The 17,605-nt window shown below is 72.0% G+C and carries 12 protein-coding genes, 3 tRNA genes and 1 pseudogene; 8 read left to right on the top strand and 8 right to left on the bottom strand.

The genetic code is table 11. The annotated features are described in order from the left end of the window. The first annotated feature begins 141 nt into the window (after window positions 1-141). The 3 genes and pseudogenes from AOQ37_RS31455 (at window position 142) to AOQ37_RS31445 (ending at window position 4,942) form a co-directional block, all read left to right on the top strand. Window positions 142-1,407 (top strand): NAD(P)/FAD-dependent oxidoreductase, encoded by a 1,266-nt coding sequence (locus AOQ37_RS31455; RefSeq protein WP_062649368.1) that lies wholly within the window; start codon window positions 142-144, stop codon window positions 1,405-1,407. A gap of 169 nt (window positions 1,408-1,576) precedes the next feature. After that, window positions 1,577-3,472, top strand: a complete 1,896-nt coding sequence (dnaG, locus tag AOQ37_RS31450) for a DNA primase (RefSeq protein ID WP_062649366.1) — start codon at window positions 1,577-1,579, stop codon at window positions 3,470-3,472. Window positions 3,473-3,575: 103 nt separating this feature from the next. Beyond that, window positions 3,576-4,942 (top strand): annotated as a pseudogene (locus AOQ37_RS31445) (sigma-70 family RNA polymerase sigma factor). A gap of 106 nt (window positions 4,943-5,048) precedes the next feature. Here the strand turns inward: AOQ37_RS31445 and AOQ37_RS31440 are convergent. The 4 genes from AOQ37_RS31440 to AOQ37_RS31425 form a co-directional block, all read right to left on the bottom strand. After that, window positions 5,049-6,977, bottom strand: coding sequence for an ABC transporter ATP-binding protein (locus tag AOQ37_RS31440; RefSeq protein ID WP_062649362.1), 1,929 nt, complete (start codon window positions 6,975-6,977; stop codon window positions 5,049-5,051). Beyond that, the gene (locus AOQ37_RS31435; RefSeq protein WP_062649360.1) at window positions 6,977-8,710 is read right to left on the bottom strand and encodes an ABC transporter ATP-binding protein; all 1,734 of its coding nucleotides are present in this window, start codon (window positions 8,708-8,710) and stop codon (window positions 6,977-6,979) included. Before AOQ37_RS31435 ends, AOQ37_RS31440 begins: the two co-directional genes overlap by 1 nt. A 239-nt stretch (window positions 8,711-8,949) precedes the next feature. Beyond that, window positions 8,950-10,407: a xylulokinase gene (locus tag AOQ37_RS31430; RefSeq protein WP_078890436.1), complete on the bottom strand. Its 1,458-nt coding sequence runs from the start codon at window positions 10,405-10,407 to the stop codon at window positions 8,950-8,952. Window positions 10,408-10,578: 171 nt separating this feature from the next. Then, window positions 10,579-10,887 carry a hypothetical protein gene (locus AOQ37_RS31425; protein ID WP_062649356.1) on the bottom strand — a complete coding sequence of 103 codons (309 nt, stop codon included), beginning with the start codon at window positions 10,885-10,887 and terminating at the stop codon, window positions 10,579-10,581. Between the two features lie 160 nt (window positions 10,888-11,047). Between AOQ37_RS31425 and AOQ37_RS31420 the strand changes: the two genes are divergently transcribed. From AOQ37_RS31420 to AOQ37_RS31410, 3 genes are all read left to right on the top strand, one after another. Then, window positions 11,048-11,120: transfer RNA gene (locus AOQ37_RS31420), tRNA-Asn, on the top strand. Between the two features lie 5 nt (window positions 11,121-11,125). Continuing rightward, window positions 11,126-11,198 (top strand) — tRNA-Asn (locus AOQ37_RS31415). A 169-nt stretch (window positions 11,199-11,367) separates the two neighbouring features. Further along, window positions 11,368-11,441: transfer RNA gene (locus tag AOQ37_RS31410), tRNA-Ile, on the top strand. A 150-nt stretch (window positions 11,442-11,591) separates the two neighbouring features. Here AOQ37_RS31410 and AOQ37_RS31405 read toward each other — a convergent pair. After that, window positions 11,592-12,107, bottom strand: a complete 516-nt coding sequence (locus AOQ37_RS31405; protein ID WP_062649354.1) for an SRPBCC family protein — start codon at window positions 12,105-12,107, stop codon at window positions 11,592-11,594. Window positions 12,108-12,336: 229 nt separating this feature from the next. Here AOQ37_RS31405 and AOQ37_RS31400 point away from each other — a divergent pair, with 229 nt between their 5' ends. Next, entirely contained in the window at window positions 12,337-13,287 is a 951-nt protein-coding gene (locus AOQ37_RS31400) for a LysR family transcriptional regulator (RefSeq protein ID WP_107085350.1), read from the top strand. A 24-nt stretch (window positions 13,288-13,311) separates the two neighbouring features. Here the strand turns inward: AOQ37_RS31400 and AOQ37_RS31395 are convergent, their stop codons facing one another. Both AOQ37_RS31395 and AOQ37_RS31390 read right to left on the bottom strand, forming a co-directional pair. After that, the gene (locus tag AOQ37_RS31395; RefSeq protein WP_062649349.1) at window positions 13,312-13,749 is read right to left on the bottom strand and encodes an Lrp/AsnC family transcriptional regulator; all 438 of its coding nucleotides are present in this window, start codon (window positions 13,747-13,749) and stop codon (window positions 13,312-13,314) included. Between the two features lie 242 nt (window positions 13,750-13,991). After that, a complete protein-coding gene (locus AOQ37_RS31390; protein ID WP_062649347.1) occupies window positions 13,992-14,708 on the bottom strand; it encodes an SCO4225 family membrane protein in 717 nt (238 codons plus the stop codon). Window positions 14,709-15,004: 296 nt separating this feature from the next. On the opposite strand from AOQ37_RS31390, the gene AOQ37_RS31385 reads away from it, so the two are divergent. Continuing rightward, the gene (locus AOQ37_RS31385) at window positions 15,005-16,558 is read left to right on the top strand and encodes a discoidin domain-containing protein (RefSeq protein WP_199825109.1); all 1,554 of its coding nucleotides are present in this window, start codon (window positions 15,005-15,007) and stop codon (window positions 16,556-16,558) included. A 104-nt stretch (window positions 16,559-16,662) separates the two neighbouring features. Here the strand turns inward: AOQ37_RS31385 and AOQ37_RS31380 are convergent, their stop codons facing one another. Next, on the bottom strand, window positions 16,663-17,535 hold the full coding sequence (locus tag AOQ37_RS31380) for an LLM class flavin-dependent oxidoreductase (RefSeq protein ID WP_062649537.1): 873 nt from the start codon (window positions 17,533-17,535) through the stop codon (window positions 16,663-16,665). Between the last annotated feature and the right edge of the window lie 70 nt (window positions 17,536-17,605).

The raw sequence follows: 17,605 nt of genomic DNA, 5'->3' as shown, positions 1-17,605 counted from the left end.
GGGCCCGGAACGTGACCCAGCGTGCCCTGATCGGGCACGTCCCCCTTCCCCCATCACGCTGCGTGCGGGACGCTCGCATGAGGCGGAACGCACAGTGTCATCTGGGGGACGACCCCCAGACCCCCCGGTAGGAGGCATCACGTGGTCGACGCGGATCAGACATTTGTCATCGTCGGAGGAGGCCTGGCCGGCGCCAAGGCGGCCGAGACGCTGAGGGCGGAGGGCTTCACCGGCCGCGTGATACTGATCTGCGACGAACGTGACCACCCCTACGAGCGGCCGCCGCTCTCCAAGGGCTTCCTGCTCGGCAAGGAGACGCGGGAGAGCGTCTTCGTGCACGAGCCCGCCTGGTACGCGCAGAACGACATCGAGCTGCACCTCGGCCAGACCGTCGACGCGATCGACCGCACCGCGAAGACGGTCCGCTTCGGTGACGACGGCACGCTCGTCCACTACGACAAGCTGCTGCTCGCCACCGGCGCGGAACCCCGCCGGCTGGACGTCCCCGGCACCGACCTCGCCGGCGTCCACCATCTGCGCAGGCTCGCGCACGCCGAGCGGCTCAAGGGCGTCCTGGCCGCCCTCGGCCGTGACAACGGCCACATCGTGATCGCCGGCGGCGGCTGGATCGGCCTGGAGATCGCGGCCGCGGCCCGCGAGTACGGCGCCGAGGTCACCGTCGTCGAACCGGAGGCCACCCCGCTGCACGGCGTGCTCGGACCGGAGCTCGGCAGCGTCTTCGCCGACCTGCACCGCGAGCACGGCGTCCGCTTCCACTTCGGCGTCCACCTCACCGAGATCGTCGGCCAGGACGGCATGGTCCTCGCCGTCCGCACCGACGACGGCGAGGAGCACCCGGCGCACGACGTCCTCGCGGCGATCGGCGCGGCACCCCGCACGGGCCTCGCCGAGACGGCCGGCCTCACCCTCGCCGACCGCGCGCACGGCGGCGGGATCGCGGTCGACGCCCGGCTGCGCACCTCCGACCCCGACATCTACGCGGCCGGTGACGTCGCGTCCTTCCCGCACGGTCTCTTCGACACCCGGCTGCGCGTCGAGCACTGGGCGAACGCCCTGAACGGCGGACCGGCGGCCGCCCGCGCGATGCTCGGCAAGGACGTCACCTACGACCGCGTGCCCTACTTCTTCTCCGACCAGTACGACCTGGGCATGGAGTACAGCGGCTGGGCCCCGCCGGGGACGTACGACGAGGTGGTGATCCGCGGCGACGCGGGCAAACGGGAGTTCATCGCGTTCTGGCTGAAGGAGGGCCGCGTCCTCGCCGGGATGAACGTGAACGTGTGGGACGTCACAGAGCCGATCCAGAAACTGATCCGCTCACGCGAGCGGATCGACACGGAGGCCCTGGCGGACCCACGGGTGCCGCTGGACGGCCTCGGGGCGTAGGCCGGGTTCCGCCCGCCCGCCGGGTCGGCGTCCGGCCGCCGCGGGTCGTGTGCGGCCGGACGCGCCCCCGCGGTCGGCCGCGCACGGCACTGCCCCCCGGACGGCCCCGGGCGGCTCGTGGGCCGCACGGCCCGCCGGGGATGTCGGCGCGCCCCCGTAGAATCACCTCGTGGCAGGACGGATCAACGACGAGGACGTGAAGGCGGTACGGGACGCGGTCCCGATCGACGCCGTGGTGTCCGAGTACCTCCAGCTGCGCAACGCGGGCGGCGGCAACCTCAAGGGCCTCTGCCCGTTCCACGACGAGAAGTCGCCGTCGTTCCAGGTCAGCCCGAGCAAGGGACTGTTCCACTGCTTCGGCTGCCAGGAGGGCGGCGACACCATCACGTTCGTGATGAAGGTCGACCACCTCACCTTCTCCGAGGTGGTCGAGCGGCTCGCCGCCCAGGCCGGCATCACCCTGCGCTACGAGGAGGGCGGCTACAACCCCGCCCACCAGCGTGGCGAACGCATCCGGCTGGTCGAGGCGCACAAGGTCGCCGCCGAGTGGTACGCGGAACAGCTCGCCACCAGCCCCGAGGCCGACACCGGCCGGATCTTCCTCGCCGAGCGCGGCTTCGACCAGGCCGCGGCCCTCCACTTCGGCGTCGGCTACAGCCCCCAGGGCTGGGACCACCTCACCCGCTTCCTGCGCGGCAAGGGCTTCACCGACAAGGAGCTGTTCCTCTCCGGGCTGTCCCAGGAGGGGCGCCGCGGGCCCATCGACCGCTTCCGGGGCCGGCTGATGTGGCCCATCCGCGACATCGGCGGCGAGGTCGTCGGCTTCGGCGCGCGCAAGCTCTACGACGCCGACAACGGGCCCAAGTACCTCAACACGCCCGACACCGCGATCTACAAGAAGTCCCAGGTCCTGTACGGCATCGACCTCGCGAAGAAGGACATCGCCAAGTCCAGCCGCGCCGTCGTCGTCGAGGGCTACACCGACGTCATGGCCTGCCACCTGGCCGGCGTCACCACCGCCATCGCCACCTGCGGCACGGCCTTCGGCGGCGACCACATCAAGATCCTCCGCCGGCTCCTCATGGACAACGGCAGCGCCCGCGTCATCTTCACCTTCGACGGCGACGCGGCCGGCCAGAAGGCGGCCCTGCGCGCCTTCGAGGACGACCAGAAGTTCGCCGCCGAGACGTACATCGCCATCGCGCCGGACAACATGGACCCCTGCGACCTGCGCCTGGCGAAGGGCGACGAGGCGGTCGCCGACCTGGTCGAACCCCGTACACCGCTCTTCGAGTTCGCGCTCCGCCAGATCGTCGTCCGCTACGACCTGGACACCCCGGCGGGCCGCGCCGCCGCGCTCGACGAGGCCGCGCCCATCGTCGCCCGCATCAAGAACAGCGGAGCCCAGCACGAGGTCGCCGTCCAGCTGGCCGGCATGCTCGGCATCCTCGACACCCAGTTCGTCGTCAAGAGGGTCGCGCAGCTGGCCCGTTGGGCCCGCGACCGGGGCGGCAAGGGCCCGGCGCCGGCCCGGGGCCCGCAGCCGTACGAGTCGGCCTCCCGGCCCGCCGCGGGCGGCCCCGCCCTCAACCTCCGCAACGCCGTCTACGCCACCGAACGCGAGCTGCTCAAGCTGGCGCTCCAGCGCCCCGAACTGGTCTCCCCGGCCTTCGACGCGTACGGGATCGACGAGTTCACGGCCGCCCCCTACGCCGCCGTACGCCAGGCGATCCAGGACGCGGGCGGCGCCGAGTACGGCGTCAAGGACGGCCAGGAGTACCTCGTCCGGGTCCGGGAGGCGGCGCCCGACGACGCGGTCCGCGCGATGGTGACGGAACTCGCGGTGGAGGCGATCATGCGCCGCACGGTCGACGAGAACTACGCGGGGGAGCAGTTGGTGACGGTCCGGCGCAGGGCCGTGGCCCGCAGGCTCACCGATCTCCAGGGCACGCTGACCCGTCTCGGGCACACGGACCCGGCCCAGTCGGCCGCCGTCCAGAACGAGATGATGATCCTGACCAGGTACGACAGGGCGCTTCAGCACGAAGGCCCGTCCGCTCTCTGAGCCGTCGCCGCGCGGCAGGGTAATCACGCGGTCACGGACCGGACTCAAAAAGTCGCCGCACGACCCTCGTGGCGGCTGTGTGTCGTACTCCACACTGGGGGCGGTGCCTGAGTCCTCGGAGCGCGGCCGATCCCGGACGGACGCGGCGTGGCCGCCGACTCCGCCCCCGAAGTACCGCTGCTGCTCACCTCAGCAGCGATCATCCTGGAGGTCGCCCCCGTGCAGACCCAGACCCTGACCCAGACCGTCAGCACTGCCGAGAGTACGGCCGGTACCCCCGGCACCGGTTCGGCCGACGGCACGGAGCCGGACGCCGAGACCGACGTCCTGGCCGCCGTCCCCCCGCAGCACCGTGCCGCGCACCACCCCGAGAGCCACCCCGAGCCCCGTCCCGAGTCCCGTCCCGAGTCCCGTCCCGAGCCGCGCGGGCAGGCGCACCCGCGGCTGCCGGCCGAGCCGGAGACCGATCCCGAGACCGAGCCGCCCGCCGAGGTCCTGGAGGAGGCTCCCGAGGACGCCCCCGAGCCGGTCCGGCCGCCCCGGGCCACCGACAGCGGCAGCCCCTCCTCGGACCTGTTCCGGCAGTACCTGCGCGAGATCGGCCGCATCCCGCTGCTCACCGCGGCCGAGGAGGTCGACCTGGCCCGGCGGGTGGAGGCCGGCCTGTTCGCCGAGGAGAAGCTGAGCGGCGCGAGTGACCTGGACAGCCAACTGGCCCTCGACCTCGACCGGCTGGTCGTCCTGGGCCGTATGGCCAAGCGCCGGCTGATCGAGGCCAACCTGCGGCTCGTGGTCTCCGTCGCCAAGCGGTACGTCGGCCGCGGGCTCACCATGCTCGACCTCGTCCAGGAGGGCAACCTCGGACTGATCCGGGCGGTCGAGAAGTTCGACTACGCCCGCGGCTACAAGTTCTCCACGTACGCCACCTGGTGGATCCGCCAGGCCATGTCCCGCGCGCTGGCCGACCAGGCCCGCACCATCCGCGTCCCGGTCCATGTCGTCGAGCTGATCAACCGGGTCGTCCGCGTCCAGCGCCGGATGCTCCAGGAGCGCGGCTACGAGCCGACCGCGGAAGAGGTCGCCGCCCAGCTCGACCTCCTGCCGGAGCGCGTCGGAGAGGTCCTGCGGCTGGCCCAGGAGCCGGTCTCGCTGCACGCGCCGGTGGGCGAGGAGGACGACGTGGCCCTCGGCGACCTCATCGAGGACGGCGACGCGGCCAGCCCCGTCGAGTCGGCGGCCTTCCTGCTGCTGCGCGAGCACCTGGAGGCCGTGCTCTCCACCCTCGGTGAACGCGAGCGGAAGGTCGTCCAGTTGCGCTACGGACTGGCGGACGGCCGGCCGCGCACGCTGGAGGAGATCGGCCGCATCTTCGGCGTGACGCGCGAGCGGATCCGGCAGATCGAGTCGAAGACCCTCAACAAGCTCCGCGACCACGCCTTCGCGGACCAGCTCAGGGGCTACCTGGACTGAGCGGAGCCGCTCGCCGTCCCCCGGGTGCGAGCGGCCCCGCACAGCCCCGCAGACGCCCCTGGGACGCCACGTGGACGCCCCAGGGATGTCGCCGGGGAGGAGACCGTCAGTCGACCTCGGCCAGCGCCTGCGCGAACTGCGCCTGGTACAGCCGCGCGTAGGCCCCGTCCGCCGCCAGCAGGTCGGTGTGCGTGCCCTGCTCGACGATCGAGCCGTTCTCCATCACCAGGATCGTGTCGGCGTCCCGGATGGTCGACAGCCGGTGCGCGATGACGAACGACGTACGCCCGTGCGCCAGCTTCGCCATCGCCTTCTGGATCAGCACCTCGGTGCGGGTGTCGACGGAGCTGGTGGCCTCGTCGAGCACCAGGATCGTCGGGTCGGACAGGAACGCCCGCGCGATCGTGATCAGCTGCTTCTCACCGGCGCTGACCCCGCTGCCCTCGTCGTCGATGACCGTGTCGTAGCCGTCGGGAAGGGTACGGACGAACCGGTCGGCGTGCGCGGCCCGCGCCGCCTCCTCGATCTCGCCGCGGGTGACCTCGCCCGACGCCCCGTACGCGATGTTCTCCGCGATGGTGCCGCCGAACAGCCAGGTGTCCTGGAGCACCATGCCGATGCCGGCGCGCAGTTCGTCGCGGGACATCCGCGCGATGTCGACGCCGTCGAGGGTGATGCGTCCGCCGGAGACGTCGTAGAACCGCATGAGCAGGTTCACCAGCGTCGTCTTGCCGGCGCCCGTCGGGCCCACGATGGCGACCGTGTGGCCGGGCTCCACCGTCAGGGACAGGTCCTCGATCAGCGGCTTCTCCGGGTCGTAGCGGAAGGACACGCCCTCCAGCGCCACCAGCCCGCGCAGTTCGGCCGGCCGCTCCGCCGCCACCGGGTCCGCCTCCTGCTCCTCCGCGTCCAGGAGTTCGAAGACCCGCTCGGCCGAGGCGACGCCGGACTGCACCAGGTTCGCCATCGACGCGAGCTGCGTCAGCGGCATCGAGAACTGGCGCGAGTACTGGATGAACGCCTGCACATCGCCGATGGACAGCGAACCCGACGCGACGCGCAACCCGCCGACCACCGCGACCAGCACGTAGTTGAGGTTCGAGATGAACATCATCAGCGGCTGCATGATCCCGCTGTTGAACTGCGCCCTGAACCCCGCCTCGTACAGCGCGTCGTTCTGCTCGGCGAACTGCCGTGCCGACTCCTCCTGGCGGCCGAACACCTTCACCAGCGTGTGGCCGGTGTACATCTCCTCGATGTGGGCGTTGAGCTTGCCGGTGGTGCGCCACTGCTGCACGAAGTGCGGCTGCGACCGCTTGCCCACGCGGGTGGCGACGACGAACGACAGCGGCACGGTCACCAGCGCGACCAGCGCCAGGATCCACGACACCCAGAACATCATCGCCAGCACGCCGATGACGGTCAGCAGCGAGTTGATCAGCTGGCCCATCGACTGCTGGAGCGTCTGCCCGATGTTGTCGATGTCGTTGGTGGCGCGGGACAGCACCTCGCCGCGCTGACGCTTGTCGAAGTAGGACAGCGGCAGCCGGGACAGCTTCGTCTGCACGTCCTCGCGCATCCGGAACATGGTGCGGTTGACGGACTTGTTGACCAGCCGTGTCGCCACCGCCATCAGCAGACCGGCGACCAGGAACACCCCGAGCGCGAAGAGCAGGACCTCGCCGACCGCGCCGAAGTCGATGCCCTTGCCGGGGGTGAAGTCGGTGCTCCTGAGCATGTCGGCGACGCTGCTCTCGCCGCGCTCCCGCATCGAGTCGAGGACCTGCTCCTTGCTCGCCCCGGCCGGCATCTGCCGTCCGACGATGCCCGCGAAGACCAGGTCGGTGGCCTTGCCGAGGATCTTCGGCCCGACGACGCTGAGGCCGACGCTCAGCGTCACACAGGCCAGCATCGTGTAGAGGGTGAACCGTTCCGGCTTGAACTGGGCGAGCAGCCGCCTGCCGGACACCTTGAAGTCCAGCGAGTGGCTGTCGGGACCGGTGCCGGCCATCATGCGTCCCATGGGCCCGGCCATCAGGCAGCCTCCGCTTCCGTGAGCTGGGAGAGCACGATCTCCCGGTAGGTCTCGTTGTCCGCCATGAGCTCGCGGTGCGTGCCCGTGCCGACGACCAGGCCCTCGTCGAGGACGATGATCCGGTCGGCGTCGCGGATGGTGGCCACCCGCTGGGCGACGATCACCACGGTCGCCTCGGCGGTCTCCCGCCCGAGCGCCGCCCGCAGCGCCGCGTCGGTGGCGTAGTCGAGCGCGGAGAACGAGTCGTCGAAGAGGTAGATCTCCGGCCGCTGCACGAGCGTCCGGGCGATCGCGAGCCGCTGGCGCTGGCCACCGGATACGTTCGTCCCGCCCTGCGCGATGGGGGAGTCGAGGCCGATCTCCAGCTTGCTCACGAAGTCCTTGGCCTGCGCCACCTCCAGCGCGTGCCACAGCTCCTCGTCGGTGGCGTCCGGATTGCCGTAGCGCAGGTTGGTGGCGACCGTGCCCGCGAACAGGTACGGCTTCTGCGGTACGAGTCCGACGGTCTTCGCCAGCAGCACCGGGTCGATCTCGGCGACGGACACCCCGTCGACGAGCACCTCGCCCTCGGTGGCGTCGAACAGCCGGGGCACCAGCCCGAGCAGGGTGGACTTGCCGCTGCCGGTCGAGCCGATCACGGCCGTCGTCTCGCCCGGCCGCGCCACGAGCTCGACGGCCTTCAGGACCGGCTCCTCGGCGCCGGGATAGCGGAATCCGGCTCCCCGGATCTCCAGATGCCCGTGCCGGCGCAGCTCGGTGACCGGAGCCACCGGCGGAACCACGGACGACGAGGTGTCCAGCACCTCCTGGATGCGCTCGGCGCACACCTCGGCGCGCGGCACCATCATGAACATGAAGGTGGCCATCATCACGGACATGACGATCTGCATGAGGTAGGCGAGGAACGCGGTCAGATCGCCGATCTGCATCCCGCCGCTGTCGATCCGGTGGGCGCCGAACCACACCACCGCGATCGACGACAGGTTCACCGTGGTCATGACCACCGGGAACATCAGCGCGAGCAGGTTGCCCGTCTTCAGCGAGATGTCGGTGAGATCGGTGTTGGCCTTGCGGAACCGCTGCTCCTCGTACCCGTCGCGGACGAAGGCGCGGATCACCCGGTTGCCGGTGATCTGCTCACGCAGCACCCGGTTCACGGTGTCCAGCCGCACCTGCATGGACCGGAACAGCGGCCGCAGCCGGCGCACGATCAGCGTCACGCAGATGCCGAGCACCGGCACCACGGCGACGAGCACCGCGGACAGCGGCACGTCCAGGCCGAGCGCCAGCACGACGCCGCCCACGCACATGATGGGGGCCGACACCATCAGCGTGAACGTCATCAGGGCCAGCATCTGGATCTGCTGGACGTCGTTGGTGGTCCGGGTGATCAGCGAGGGGGCGCCGAACTGGCCGAGCTCGCGGGCGGAGAAGGACTGCACCCGGTCGAAGACGGCCCCCCGCACATCGCGCCCGAGCGCGGAGGCGGTGCGGGCGCCGTAGTACACGGCGCCGATGTTGCACACCACCTGCGCCAGCGAGATGGCGATCATCACGCCGCCGAAGGACAGGATGTATCCGGTGTCTCCCTCGACGACGCCGTTGTCGATGATGTGCGCGTTCAGGGTGGGCAGGTAGAGGGTGGCGCAGGTCTGGAGGAACTGGAGCGCCACCAGCACGGCGATGGGTTTCTTGTAGGGCCTGAGATAGGTCCGCAGTAGTCGTATGAGCACGCTACGTCTCTCGGAGTCGGCGGGGAGGAGCAGAGGAGGGGCATCGGTTGCCCCTGGCCCCTATCGTTGAACACTCCACCCGCGTTACCTCAACTGATTAAGCTGAGAGCAGTGCTCTTACGGCCGTCCGGGTAAGCCGGATGCACGGCCGCACACCTGACGCGCCCCCCGCACCCGATACGCCCCTCGCACCCCGCGCGCCTCCGCCCGCGTCGCCCGCGTCGACCGCGGTGCCGGCGTCATCCGCGGAAGGCCCCCGGGTGCGTCTGCTCCCGCACCGACACGTACTGCTGCCGCACCGCCTGACCCACGGCGAGTTCCTCACCCGGGTCCAGGACCTGCGCGGCCGCCCCCTGCCAGGCCGGCGGGGTACGCGGGTCCAGGGTGCCCTGGGACGCTCCGAGCGCCCAGGCCGCCTGCCGGGCCGCCCCGATCGCCGCGTAGTCCGCCGGCTGCGGTACGACGACCTGCGCGCCGAACAGCGCGGGCGCCGCGGCCTGTACGGCGGGCAGTTCGGCGGCCGCCCCGAGCAGGAAGATGCGCCGCACCTCCACGCCCCGGCCGCGCAGCACGTCGAGCGCGTCCGCGAGGCCGCACAGCATGCCCTCGAAGGCGGCCCGCGCGAAGTGCTCGGGCTTCATCGACTCACGGCGCAGACCCGCCAGGGTCCCGGCCGTGTGCGGCAGGTTCGGCGTCCGCTCGCCCTCCAGATAGGGCAGCATGACCAGCCCGTGCGACCCCGGCGTCGACTTCATCGCCAGGTCCGACAGCGCCTCCAGATCGGGCGCCCCGATCAGCTCGGCGGCCCCGCGCAGGGTCCGTACGGCGTTCAGGGTGGTGACGACCGGCAGATGCATGCCCGTCGCGTCGGCCAGCGAGGTGATCATCCCGCTCTGGTCGACGAGTGCCTCGTGGTGCACGGCCATCACGGACCCGGAGGCGCCGAGCGAGACGACCGCGTCCCCGTGTCCGATTCCGAGCCCCAGCGCGGCGGCCATGGTCTCGCCGGTCCCGGCGGAGATCAGCAGCCCCTCGGGCGTCGTACCGGCCGCTTCGGACGGTCCGATCACCTCGGGGAGCATGGCCTGGTGCCCCAGCGCCAGCTCGACGAGATCCGGCCGGTAACCGCCGGTGGCGGCGGACCAGTACCCGGTCCCGGAGGCCCCGCCGCGGTCGGTGGTCCTGCGCACGGGCCGTCCGAGGAGCTGCCACACCAGCCAGTCGTGCGCCTGGAGCAGTACGGCGGTCCGGGCGGCGGCGTCCGGTTCGTTCTTCGCCAGCCAGCGCAGCTTGGTCACCGGCTGGGCGGCCTGCGGGACACAGCCCACCGCCTGCGCCCAGGCCTCGCGCCCGCCGACCGCGTCGATCAGATCGGCCGCCGCGACCTGCGCCCGCTTGTCCCCGCCGACCATCGCCGGCCGCACGGTGTTGCCCTGCGCGTCCAGCGGCACGACGGCGTTCTGCTGCGAGGAGACGCCGATGGCCTGCACGCCCTCGAGCAGCCCGCCGCCCGCGGCCTCGCCCAGGGACAGCAGCCAGGCCTGCGGATCGACATCGGAGGGCCGCCCTCCCGCACTCTCGGCGCCTTCCATCGGATGCGGCGCATACCCCTGCCGGAGCACGGCTCCGGTGTCCGCGTCGCAGACGACGATACGAGTGAAATCGGGTGAACTGTCCAACCCGGCGACTATCCCCATGGCGAAAATTCTGCCGCACGCGCCGCTCGGGTTGGGCCGCGGAGAGCGTGACGACGCCCCGCTCCTGTCGAGTACGGGACGTTCTCGCTGGTCGGACCCCCGAGGACGAGCCGCATATGTCACATCGCCGCGGCGCCGGGACGGGACCTTCCCGGCGCCGCGGTGACGTCGCTAGGTGTTACTGGTGCCCCAGTCATCCCCACCGGTGGTGCCGTTGCTGTTGCGGTCGCGCAGGGACCGCACCCGGCCCGCCACCGACTCCGGCATCCGGTCGCCGACCTTGTCGCTGACGGCGTGGTACGCCTTGCCCGCGTACTGACGGCCCTGCTGGGCGGCGGTCTCGGCGGTGTTGCGCACGGCGGGGTTCTGGGCGACCTGCCGCGCGGACTTCTTCAACTGCTCGTAACGCTCGCGCCCGGCACGCGTGCCCAGTACGTAACCCAGAGCCAGCCCGACGACGAACGTGAGCTTGTAGCGCATGGCGGCATCCTCTCCTTGCGTAGTCCCTGGCACACGACATGGGCGCCGGGGGGAACCGATTGGCGGAGCACCCCCCTGCTTGCGCTAATGTATGTGTCGCAGCGAGCGAGCGCCCCCTGGCGAATACCCAGGTGAGTACGTTCGATGCAAAACGAGGCATTCCCCTGTAGCTCAATTGGCAGAGCAGCCGGCTGTTAACCGGCAGGTTACTGGTTCGAGTCCAGTCGGGGGAGCTCGGTCCCCTGTAGCTCAATTGGCAGAGCAGCCGGCTGTTAACCGGCAGGTTACTGGTTCGAGTCCAGTCGGGGGAGCAACGTGATCGAGGACCCCATGGGGGTCCTTTTTCATGTCGGCGGGAACCGTGCAGGCCAGGGGCGTTGCCCTCGTGGTCGTGCAAGGTCGACCAGCCGAAGCGTGAGATCGTATGAGCGGCTATGCTGCGGCAGACGGCGCGCACACATGTACGCGACACGCCGCTATGGGGCGGTAGCTCAGCCGGTTAGAGCAGCGGACTCATAATCCGTCGGCCGTGGGTTCGAGTCCCACCCGCCCCACCTTTCACACGCGATGACCTGCGGAAACGTCTCAGCGGGAGCGGCGCGGATTTCCTGACTCCGGCCCGTGCCGTGTGGTGCGGCGGACGACGCGCACGGTGCCGACAACGCGCACGGTGCGCCACCAAGACAGGCGCACCCGGAGCGCGGTCACTCGGAGGCGGCGCGGACGAGGCCGTCGAGCCAGGCCTGGTGGCCGTTGAGCATCGGGTTCGGACGCTCCTTCGCCAGGGCCGCGGCCGGCCGACCGAGCTGGGTCTCCTGAGTAAGGATGCGGACCCGGCCGCCGGGCAGGTCCTCCACCAGCCAGGCGTGCAGCACGTCGAGCCGCTCCTCGGGCGTGCCGTCCTGCCTCGCGGTCCAGGACAGGCGGCCGGGCGTGCCCTCGGCCGGGGCCCGGAACTCGACCACGTGGGCGGCCAGGGGCGGGAAGCCGAAGGTGCCGAAGCTGAAGGCGAGGTCGTCCTCGAGGCGCGGGCCGCCGCCCCGCGGGAAGGAGATGTCGGCCACGTTGTCGTAGTAGCCCTCCCACTCGGACGTGTCGGTCAGGTAGTGCCACACCCGGGCGGCCGTGAGGCCCTGGACGATCACCTCGTTGGAGACGAAGTTGTCGCCGGTGCCGGGCAGGTACTTCTCGGGCCAGTCGATCGCGTTCTGCGTGGTCATGGGGGTGCCTTTTCGTAGTGCTCGGGTACGGGATCGGCGGCGGGTCGTTCGAACCGCCGGCGGAGGCCGGGTTCCGGCCGGTGGCGGCCCGGCCGACCTCGATGTGCGGCGCCGTTCGGCGGGCCCGCCGACCGTCACGACGCTAGACCCGTCGGACATCGGACTACCAATAGAGGAGCCGATCCTTGATATCGGAACTCCGATGTGAGGGGTGGATACGATGGAGGTCATGAAGACCCGGACGCCCGACCTTCCCGACGCCGCGGCAGGCACCGGCAGCCGGTTCCCGGCGCACGCCGACCTGAACCTGCTGCGGACCTTCCTGGCCGTCTACCGGGCCGGCACCTTCACCGCCGCCGCTCCCACGCTCGGCCTGTCCCAGCCCACCGTGACCGCGCAGATCCGCACCCTGGAGCAGCAGACCGGCCGCGAGCTGTTCACGCGGCTGCCGCGCGGCGTGGAACCCACCCCGTACGCCCGGGAGCTCGCCGGCCGGATCGCCGCGCCGCTCGACGCCCTCGCCACCCTGGAGGACAGCGGCGCGTCGGCCGCACCCGTCCACCTGGCCGGACCCTCCGAGCTGCTGTGCGTCCGGGTCCTCCCCGCGCTGGTCCCCCTCGTCGCCGAGGGCGTCGAACTGCGTGTCACACAGGGGCTCCCGGAGCCGCTGCTGGAGGAGATGCGGGCGGGCCGACACGACCTGGTCATCGCCACGCGCCGCCCCCGCGGCCGCGGTCTGGAATCCCTACCGCTCGCCGACGAGGAGTACCTGCTGGTCGCCGCACCCGCCTGGGCCGAGCGCCTCGCCGCCCCGTCCCGTGGCGAGGACGGGCTGTGCGCCGCCCTGCGCGAGGTCCCCCTGGTCACCTATGCCGAGGACCTGCCCATCGTGCGCCGCTACTGGCGGAACATCTTCGGCAGACAGCTCGCCCACCGGGCCGCGGTCACCGTGCCCAACCTGTACGCCGTGCTGTCGGCGGTCAACGCCGGAGCCGGCTGGAGCGTCCTGCCCCGCTCGCTCTGCCAGGAGTACCTCGACTCCGGCCGCCTCACCCTCCTCCACGACCCGGAGGAACCCCCGCTGAACACCCTCTTCCTCGTCCAGCGCCCCGGCACCGAGACCAACCCCGACGTACTCCGCGTCCGCGACCGCCTCCGGACCGCCGCCCGCGACTGGTGAACGGGACGGCGGGGTCGCTCCCCGTCAGGCCGGTTTCACCGTCTTCATCGTGAAGCGCGAGGTGACGTTCTTGAGCCGGGGGAGGGTCATGACGTGCAGGCTGAGGAAGGTCTCGTAGGCGGGCAGGTCGGCGACGGCGACGCGTACGAAGTAGTCCGGGCTGCCGAAGAGCCTTCTCAGCTCGATCACCTCCTCCGCCCGGGCCAGTGTCTCCTCGACCTGCTCCACCGTGGACGCGTCGTGGGCCCCGAGGCTGAGGTCGACGAGCACCTCGAAGGAGCGGCCCACGGCCGCGGGGTCGACGACGGCCCGGTAGCCGCGGATGACACCCTCGGACTCCAGACGCCGCACGCGCCGCAGACACGGCCCGGCGGTGAGTCCCACCCGCTGCGCCAGCTCGACTTCGGTCAGCCGGCCGTCCCGCTCCAGCTCGGCGATGATGGCCAGATCGATCGGATCCATGGCAGAAGACTGCACGCCGGGCCGTCGGGTGAGCGGTCTTCGCCACCACGTGTCGTGGAGCCTGGCCTGTGCGCGACTCGCCACGGCCGACGCCATCGCCGTACGGCAGCCGCCGGGCGGCCCGGATGTCCCGCGCCCTCGATCCGACCGTCCAGCCGCACCAATGGCCCGAGGACCACCGGACCGGCCTGGACACCACGGCCACCTGCGGGCCGCCGTCCAGGCCCGGTCGGCACCGCGGCTCAGACGGCCGGGCGCGGTTCCCGCATCCGGTGCGCGAGGCGGCCGAGCAGTACGGCGTTGAACAGCCCGGCCAGGGACGTACCGGCGGCGAAGACCAGCGGGCTCAGCCAGGTGAGCGAGGAGTACTCCGCGGGCGCCGACAGCAGGACGGCGAGCATGCTGACCGGCGCCGTGGCCATGAGCGGCCAGATCCCGGCGAACCCCGGGTCCGGCAGCACGTACGAGGCGACGAGGAAGAACCCGACGGCGGCCGCCACCACGAGGAGGTACCCGCGAGCGAGCCAGTTGTCCACCGCGGGCGCCAGCAGCGCCCGGACCCGCCCCGGCCGGGGGCCGGCGGCGTCCGCGACACGGGGGAGGGCGGCGGGGCGGCCGGAGGGCGCGCCGGCCGCGGACCTCGCGACGAGGGCGCCGACCACGGCCGCGTTGACGAGGGCGCAGAGCAGGAGCCAGCCGGCCCAGAAGCCGACGGCCGCCGTTTCGACCGCCGCGCCGCCCTCGGTGCCGAGACCGAAGGGGAGGACCACCCCGAGGAAGGAGAGGGGTGCGGTGAGCAGCAGGGGTGCCGCCGCGAAGCCGCTCTCCGGGAACAGGAACATGACCGCGACGGAGGCGGTGACCACGGCCAGGTAGCCCCGGGCCGCCCGGCTGTCCGTGGCGAGCGCGAGGAGGCGGCGCGGGCGGGGGAGGCCGTGCGAGCGCGGGGCGTCGGTCATCGTGGATCCTTCGGGTCGGTCCGGTCGGTCCGGATCGTTCAGGGCCGGTCCCGGTAGGTCCGGGTCGGTGGTCTCCACGATGGATCAGGGCGGGCGTTCGGGGTTGAGTACGGATACTCAACCGCGCCTGGGGGTTTCGGGCGCCGCGGGTGCGGTCGGGCGCCGACGGTCCGCGGCGGTCGGCGGGGCCCGGCGGAGCCGGAGGGCGCTGTCGGTGCGAGGCGCTAGGGTCCCCTTGATCGCGTCACCGCCCTTTGGTGGCAGCAGTGTTGACTGTCCGTCAGGAGCTGAACGTCATGAGCATCAAGGCCACCTTCGCCGACTTCTCGGCAGACCCGGTGCGGTTGTCCAACGCCGTCGTCGAGCACGACCGGGCCGGATTCGGCGGATCCCACCTGGCGTTGCACGCGGGCGGGACGGTGCTGCTGGACTTCGAGGTGGCGGACCCGGAGGACATCCCCGAGGCGACCCTCACCGTCACGGCCCTCGTCTCCAGGCTCGGCTCCGCCCGGGGCCACGCCCCGATCGACGTACTGCTCCAGGGCGATCCGCTGGCCGAGGACCTCACCGTGCCCGGCGGCGGAGACCTTCCGCAGGACTGCGTGTTCTCGGTGCCCGCCCACATGCTGAAGCCGGGGACCAACACCCTGGAGATACGCGTCTCGGCCGAGGCGCGCAGCATGCTCTGGCTCTACCGGATCACCCTGGACTCGGTCGACGCGCGGGGCGCCTCGGAGCGCGCGCTCGCGGCGCTTGCCGCCCGCAACTCGGTCTTCGCCTACCGGACGGAGATCCGCGACGCCCACGCCTCCTCGTCGACGCCCTGGCAGGAGGCCCCGCGGCTGGTGTTCCACCTCGACCGGGACGAGCACTCGCTGCCCGCGCAGCTCGGCTGGCGCGGCGCGGACGGGGCCGAATCGGCCATCAGCTTCCAGTCGAACATGTCCGACTTCCACGGCTGCCACCGCGCCGCCGACGCCACGGCCCACGAGTACCGCGGCCGCCTCACCGGCGGCTGGGTCTTTCCCGAGGGCATCGAGGAGACCTCGGCGGCCGGGCTGCACCGCTTCCGTACGGAGGAGGGTTACGGCGGCGGCTGGCACAGCTCCCCTGAACTGCGGTTGCTGGTGGACGACGGCGGGGCCGCCGTGGAGCGGGTGACCTGGCGGGACCAGCGGGGCAACTCCGGCGTGGCCGCGCTCCACGGCGTGCCGGGAGAAGGCGGGGCGGCCGACGCCGAGGTGATCGACGTCGAGGCCAGCGACGAGTTCGAGGAGGCCGGCGAGACGGCGGACAACCTGCTGAACGGCTCCCGGACCAAGTGGCTGGGATGGGACGACACCGCCGTCCTCCGCTTCACCCTCGCCCGCTCCGCCGTCGTCACCTCGTACGTCCTGACGTCGGCGAACGACGCCCCCGACCGCGACCCGCGCGACTGGACCCTGCACGGCTCCGCCGACGGCCGCACCTGGACGCCGCTGGACTCCCGGACCGGGGAGTCCTTCGACAGCCGCTTCGAGGCCAGGGAGTTCGCCCTGCGCGCACCCACCACGGCGTACCGCCACTACCGGCTCGAGATCACCCGCAACTCCGGCGCGCAGGAGACCCAGCTCGCCCGGGTCCGCTTCGTCGAGGGCTCCGCCGGCCGGGCGTTCACCGGTTACTACCAGCGCTACGACGAGGGCCCGATCGGCTACCGCGGTACGCCGGTCCCGGCGCCCGCACCCGCGACCGAGTCGCTCGCCGTCCCGGCGCCCCGGCTGGCCGCGGACCTGGAGGCGGCCGTGCGGTCCCTGACCGACACCGCGCAGACCCTGGCCGAGCTGGCGAGCCGCCTCCGCGACGGCTGAGCGGCCCGCGCCCGACCGGGCCCCGCGGCAGGTCGCCGTGCGGCTCCGGGAGCTCGGCGACACCCGGCCCGGTCAGCGCAGGGCGGGGCCGCCCGGGCGCCCGTTCAGCGGCGCACCGCCGTCAGTACGGCCTCGAGCTGGCGCAGCGGCTCGGGGCCGACGATGCGCAGGACGACGGTGTCGGCGCCGGCGTCCTTCAGGGCGTGCAGGGCGCCGACGGCCTGAGCGGGGGTGCCGGAGACGGTGAACACCTCCTCCTGCGGGCGGCCCAGCCAGGCGCCTTGGCCCTCGATGTGCGGGTGCAGGAGCCGGGCGACCCGCTCGGGGTCGTCCCCCACGCAGGCGAAGGACAACACGGTCAGGGTGTGGTCGGGCCCGGCTCCGCCCTTGGCGGTGAGCGCCCGGGTGGTCTCCAGGTCCCGCGGGCCGTGTCCCTCGGCGATCAGGGTGCCGTCGGCGACCCGGCCGGACAGTTCGAGGGAGCGCGGACGCACCACGCCCGCCACCACGGGCGGTACCTGGTCCGGCGGATGCACCAGCTTCACTCCGTCCAGGCGCACTTCGCGGCCCGCCAGTTCGACCCGCTCGCCGCGCAGCAGCGCGCGCACGGAGGTGATCGTCTCCTCCAGCAGGGCCAGCGGCGACCGGGGAGCGACGCCGACCGACTCCATCCACTCGCGCACGCCGTGCCCGATCCCGGCCACCAGCCGCCCGGGGAACACCCGGGCCAGCGTGGCCAGTTCCATCGCCAGCAACGCCGGACTGCGCAACGGCGCCGGGGCGATCCCGATGCCCACCCGCAGCCGTTCGGTCGCCCCCAGCGCGACGGCCGCCGCCGTCACCCCGCCGTTCCAGCCGAGATCCTCGACCACCCACAGGTCGTCCACGCCGAGCGCCTCGGCCCGCCGCGCGAACCCGGGCAGTTCCTCGGGCGCCCAGTCACGGTCGTACATGACACCGACCCGTACGTTCGTCACGTTCGTCATGCTCCGGAACCTAGGGTGTCGACGGCTGTGGATCAACGGTGTGTCCGGGCCGGACGGCCGC

Source organism: Streptomyces maremycinicus (genome assembly GCF_001184025.1).
Lineage (GTDB): Bacteria > Actinomycetota > Actinomycetes > Streptomycetales > Streptomycetaceae > Streptomyces > Streptomyces maremycinicus.
This window is presented reverse-complemented; position numbering and strand designations above follow the sequence as displayed.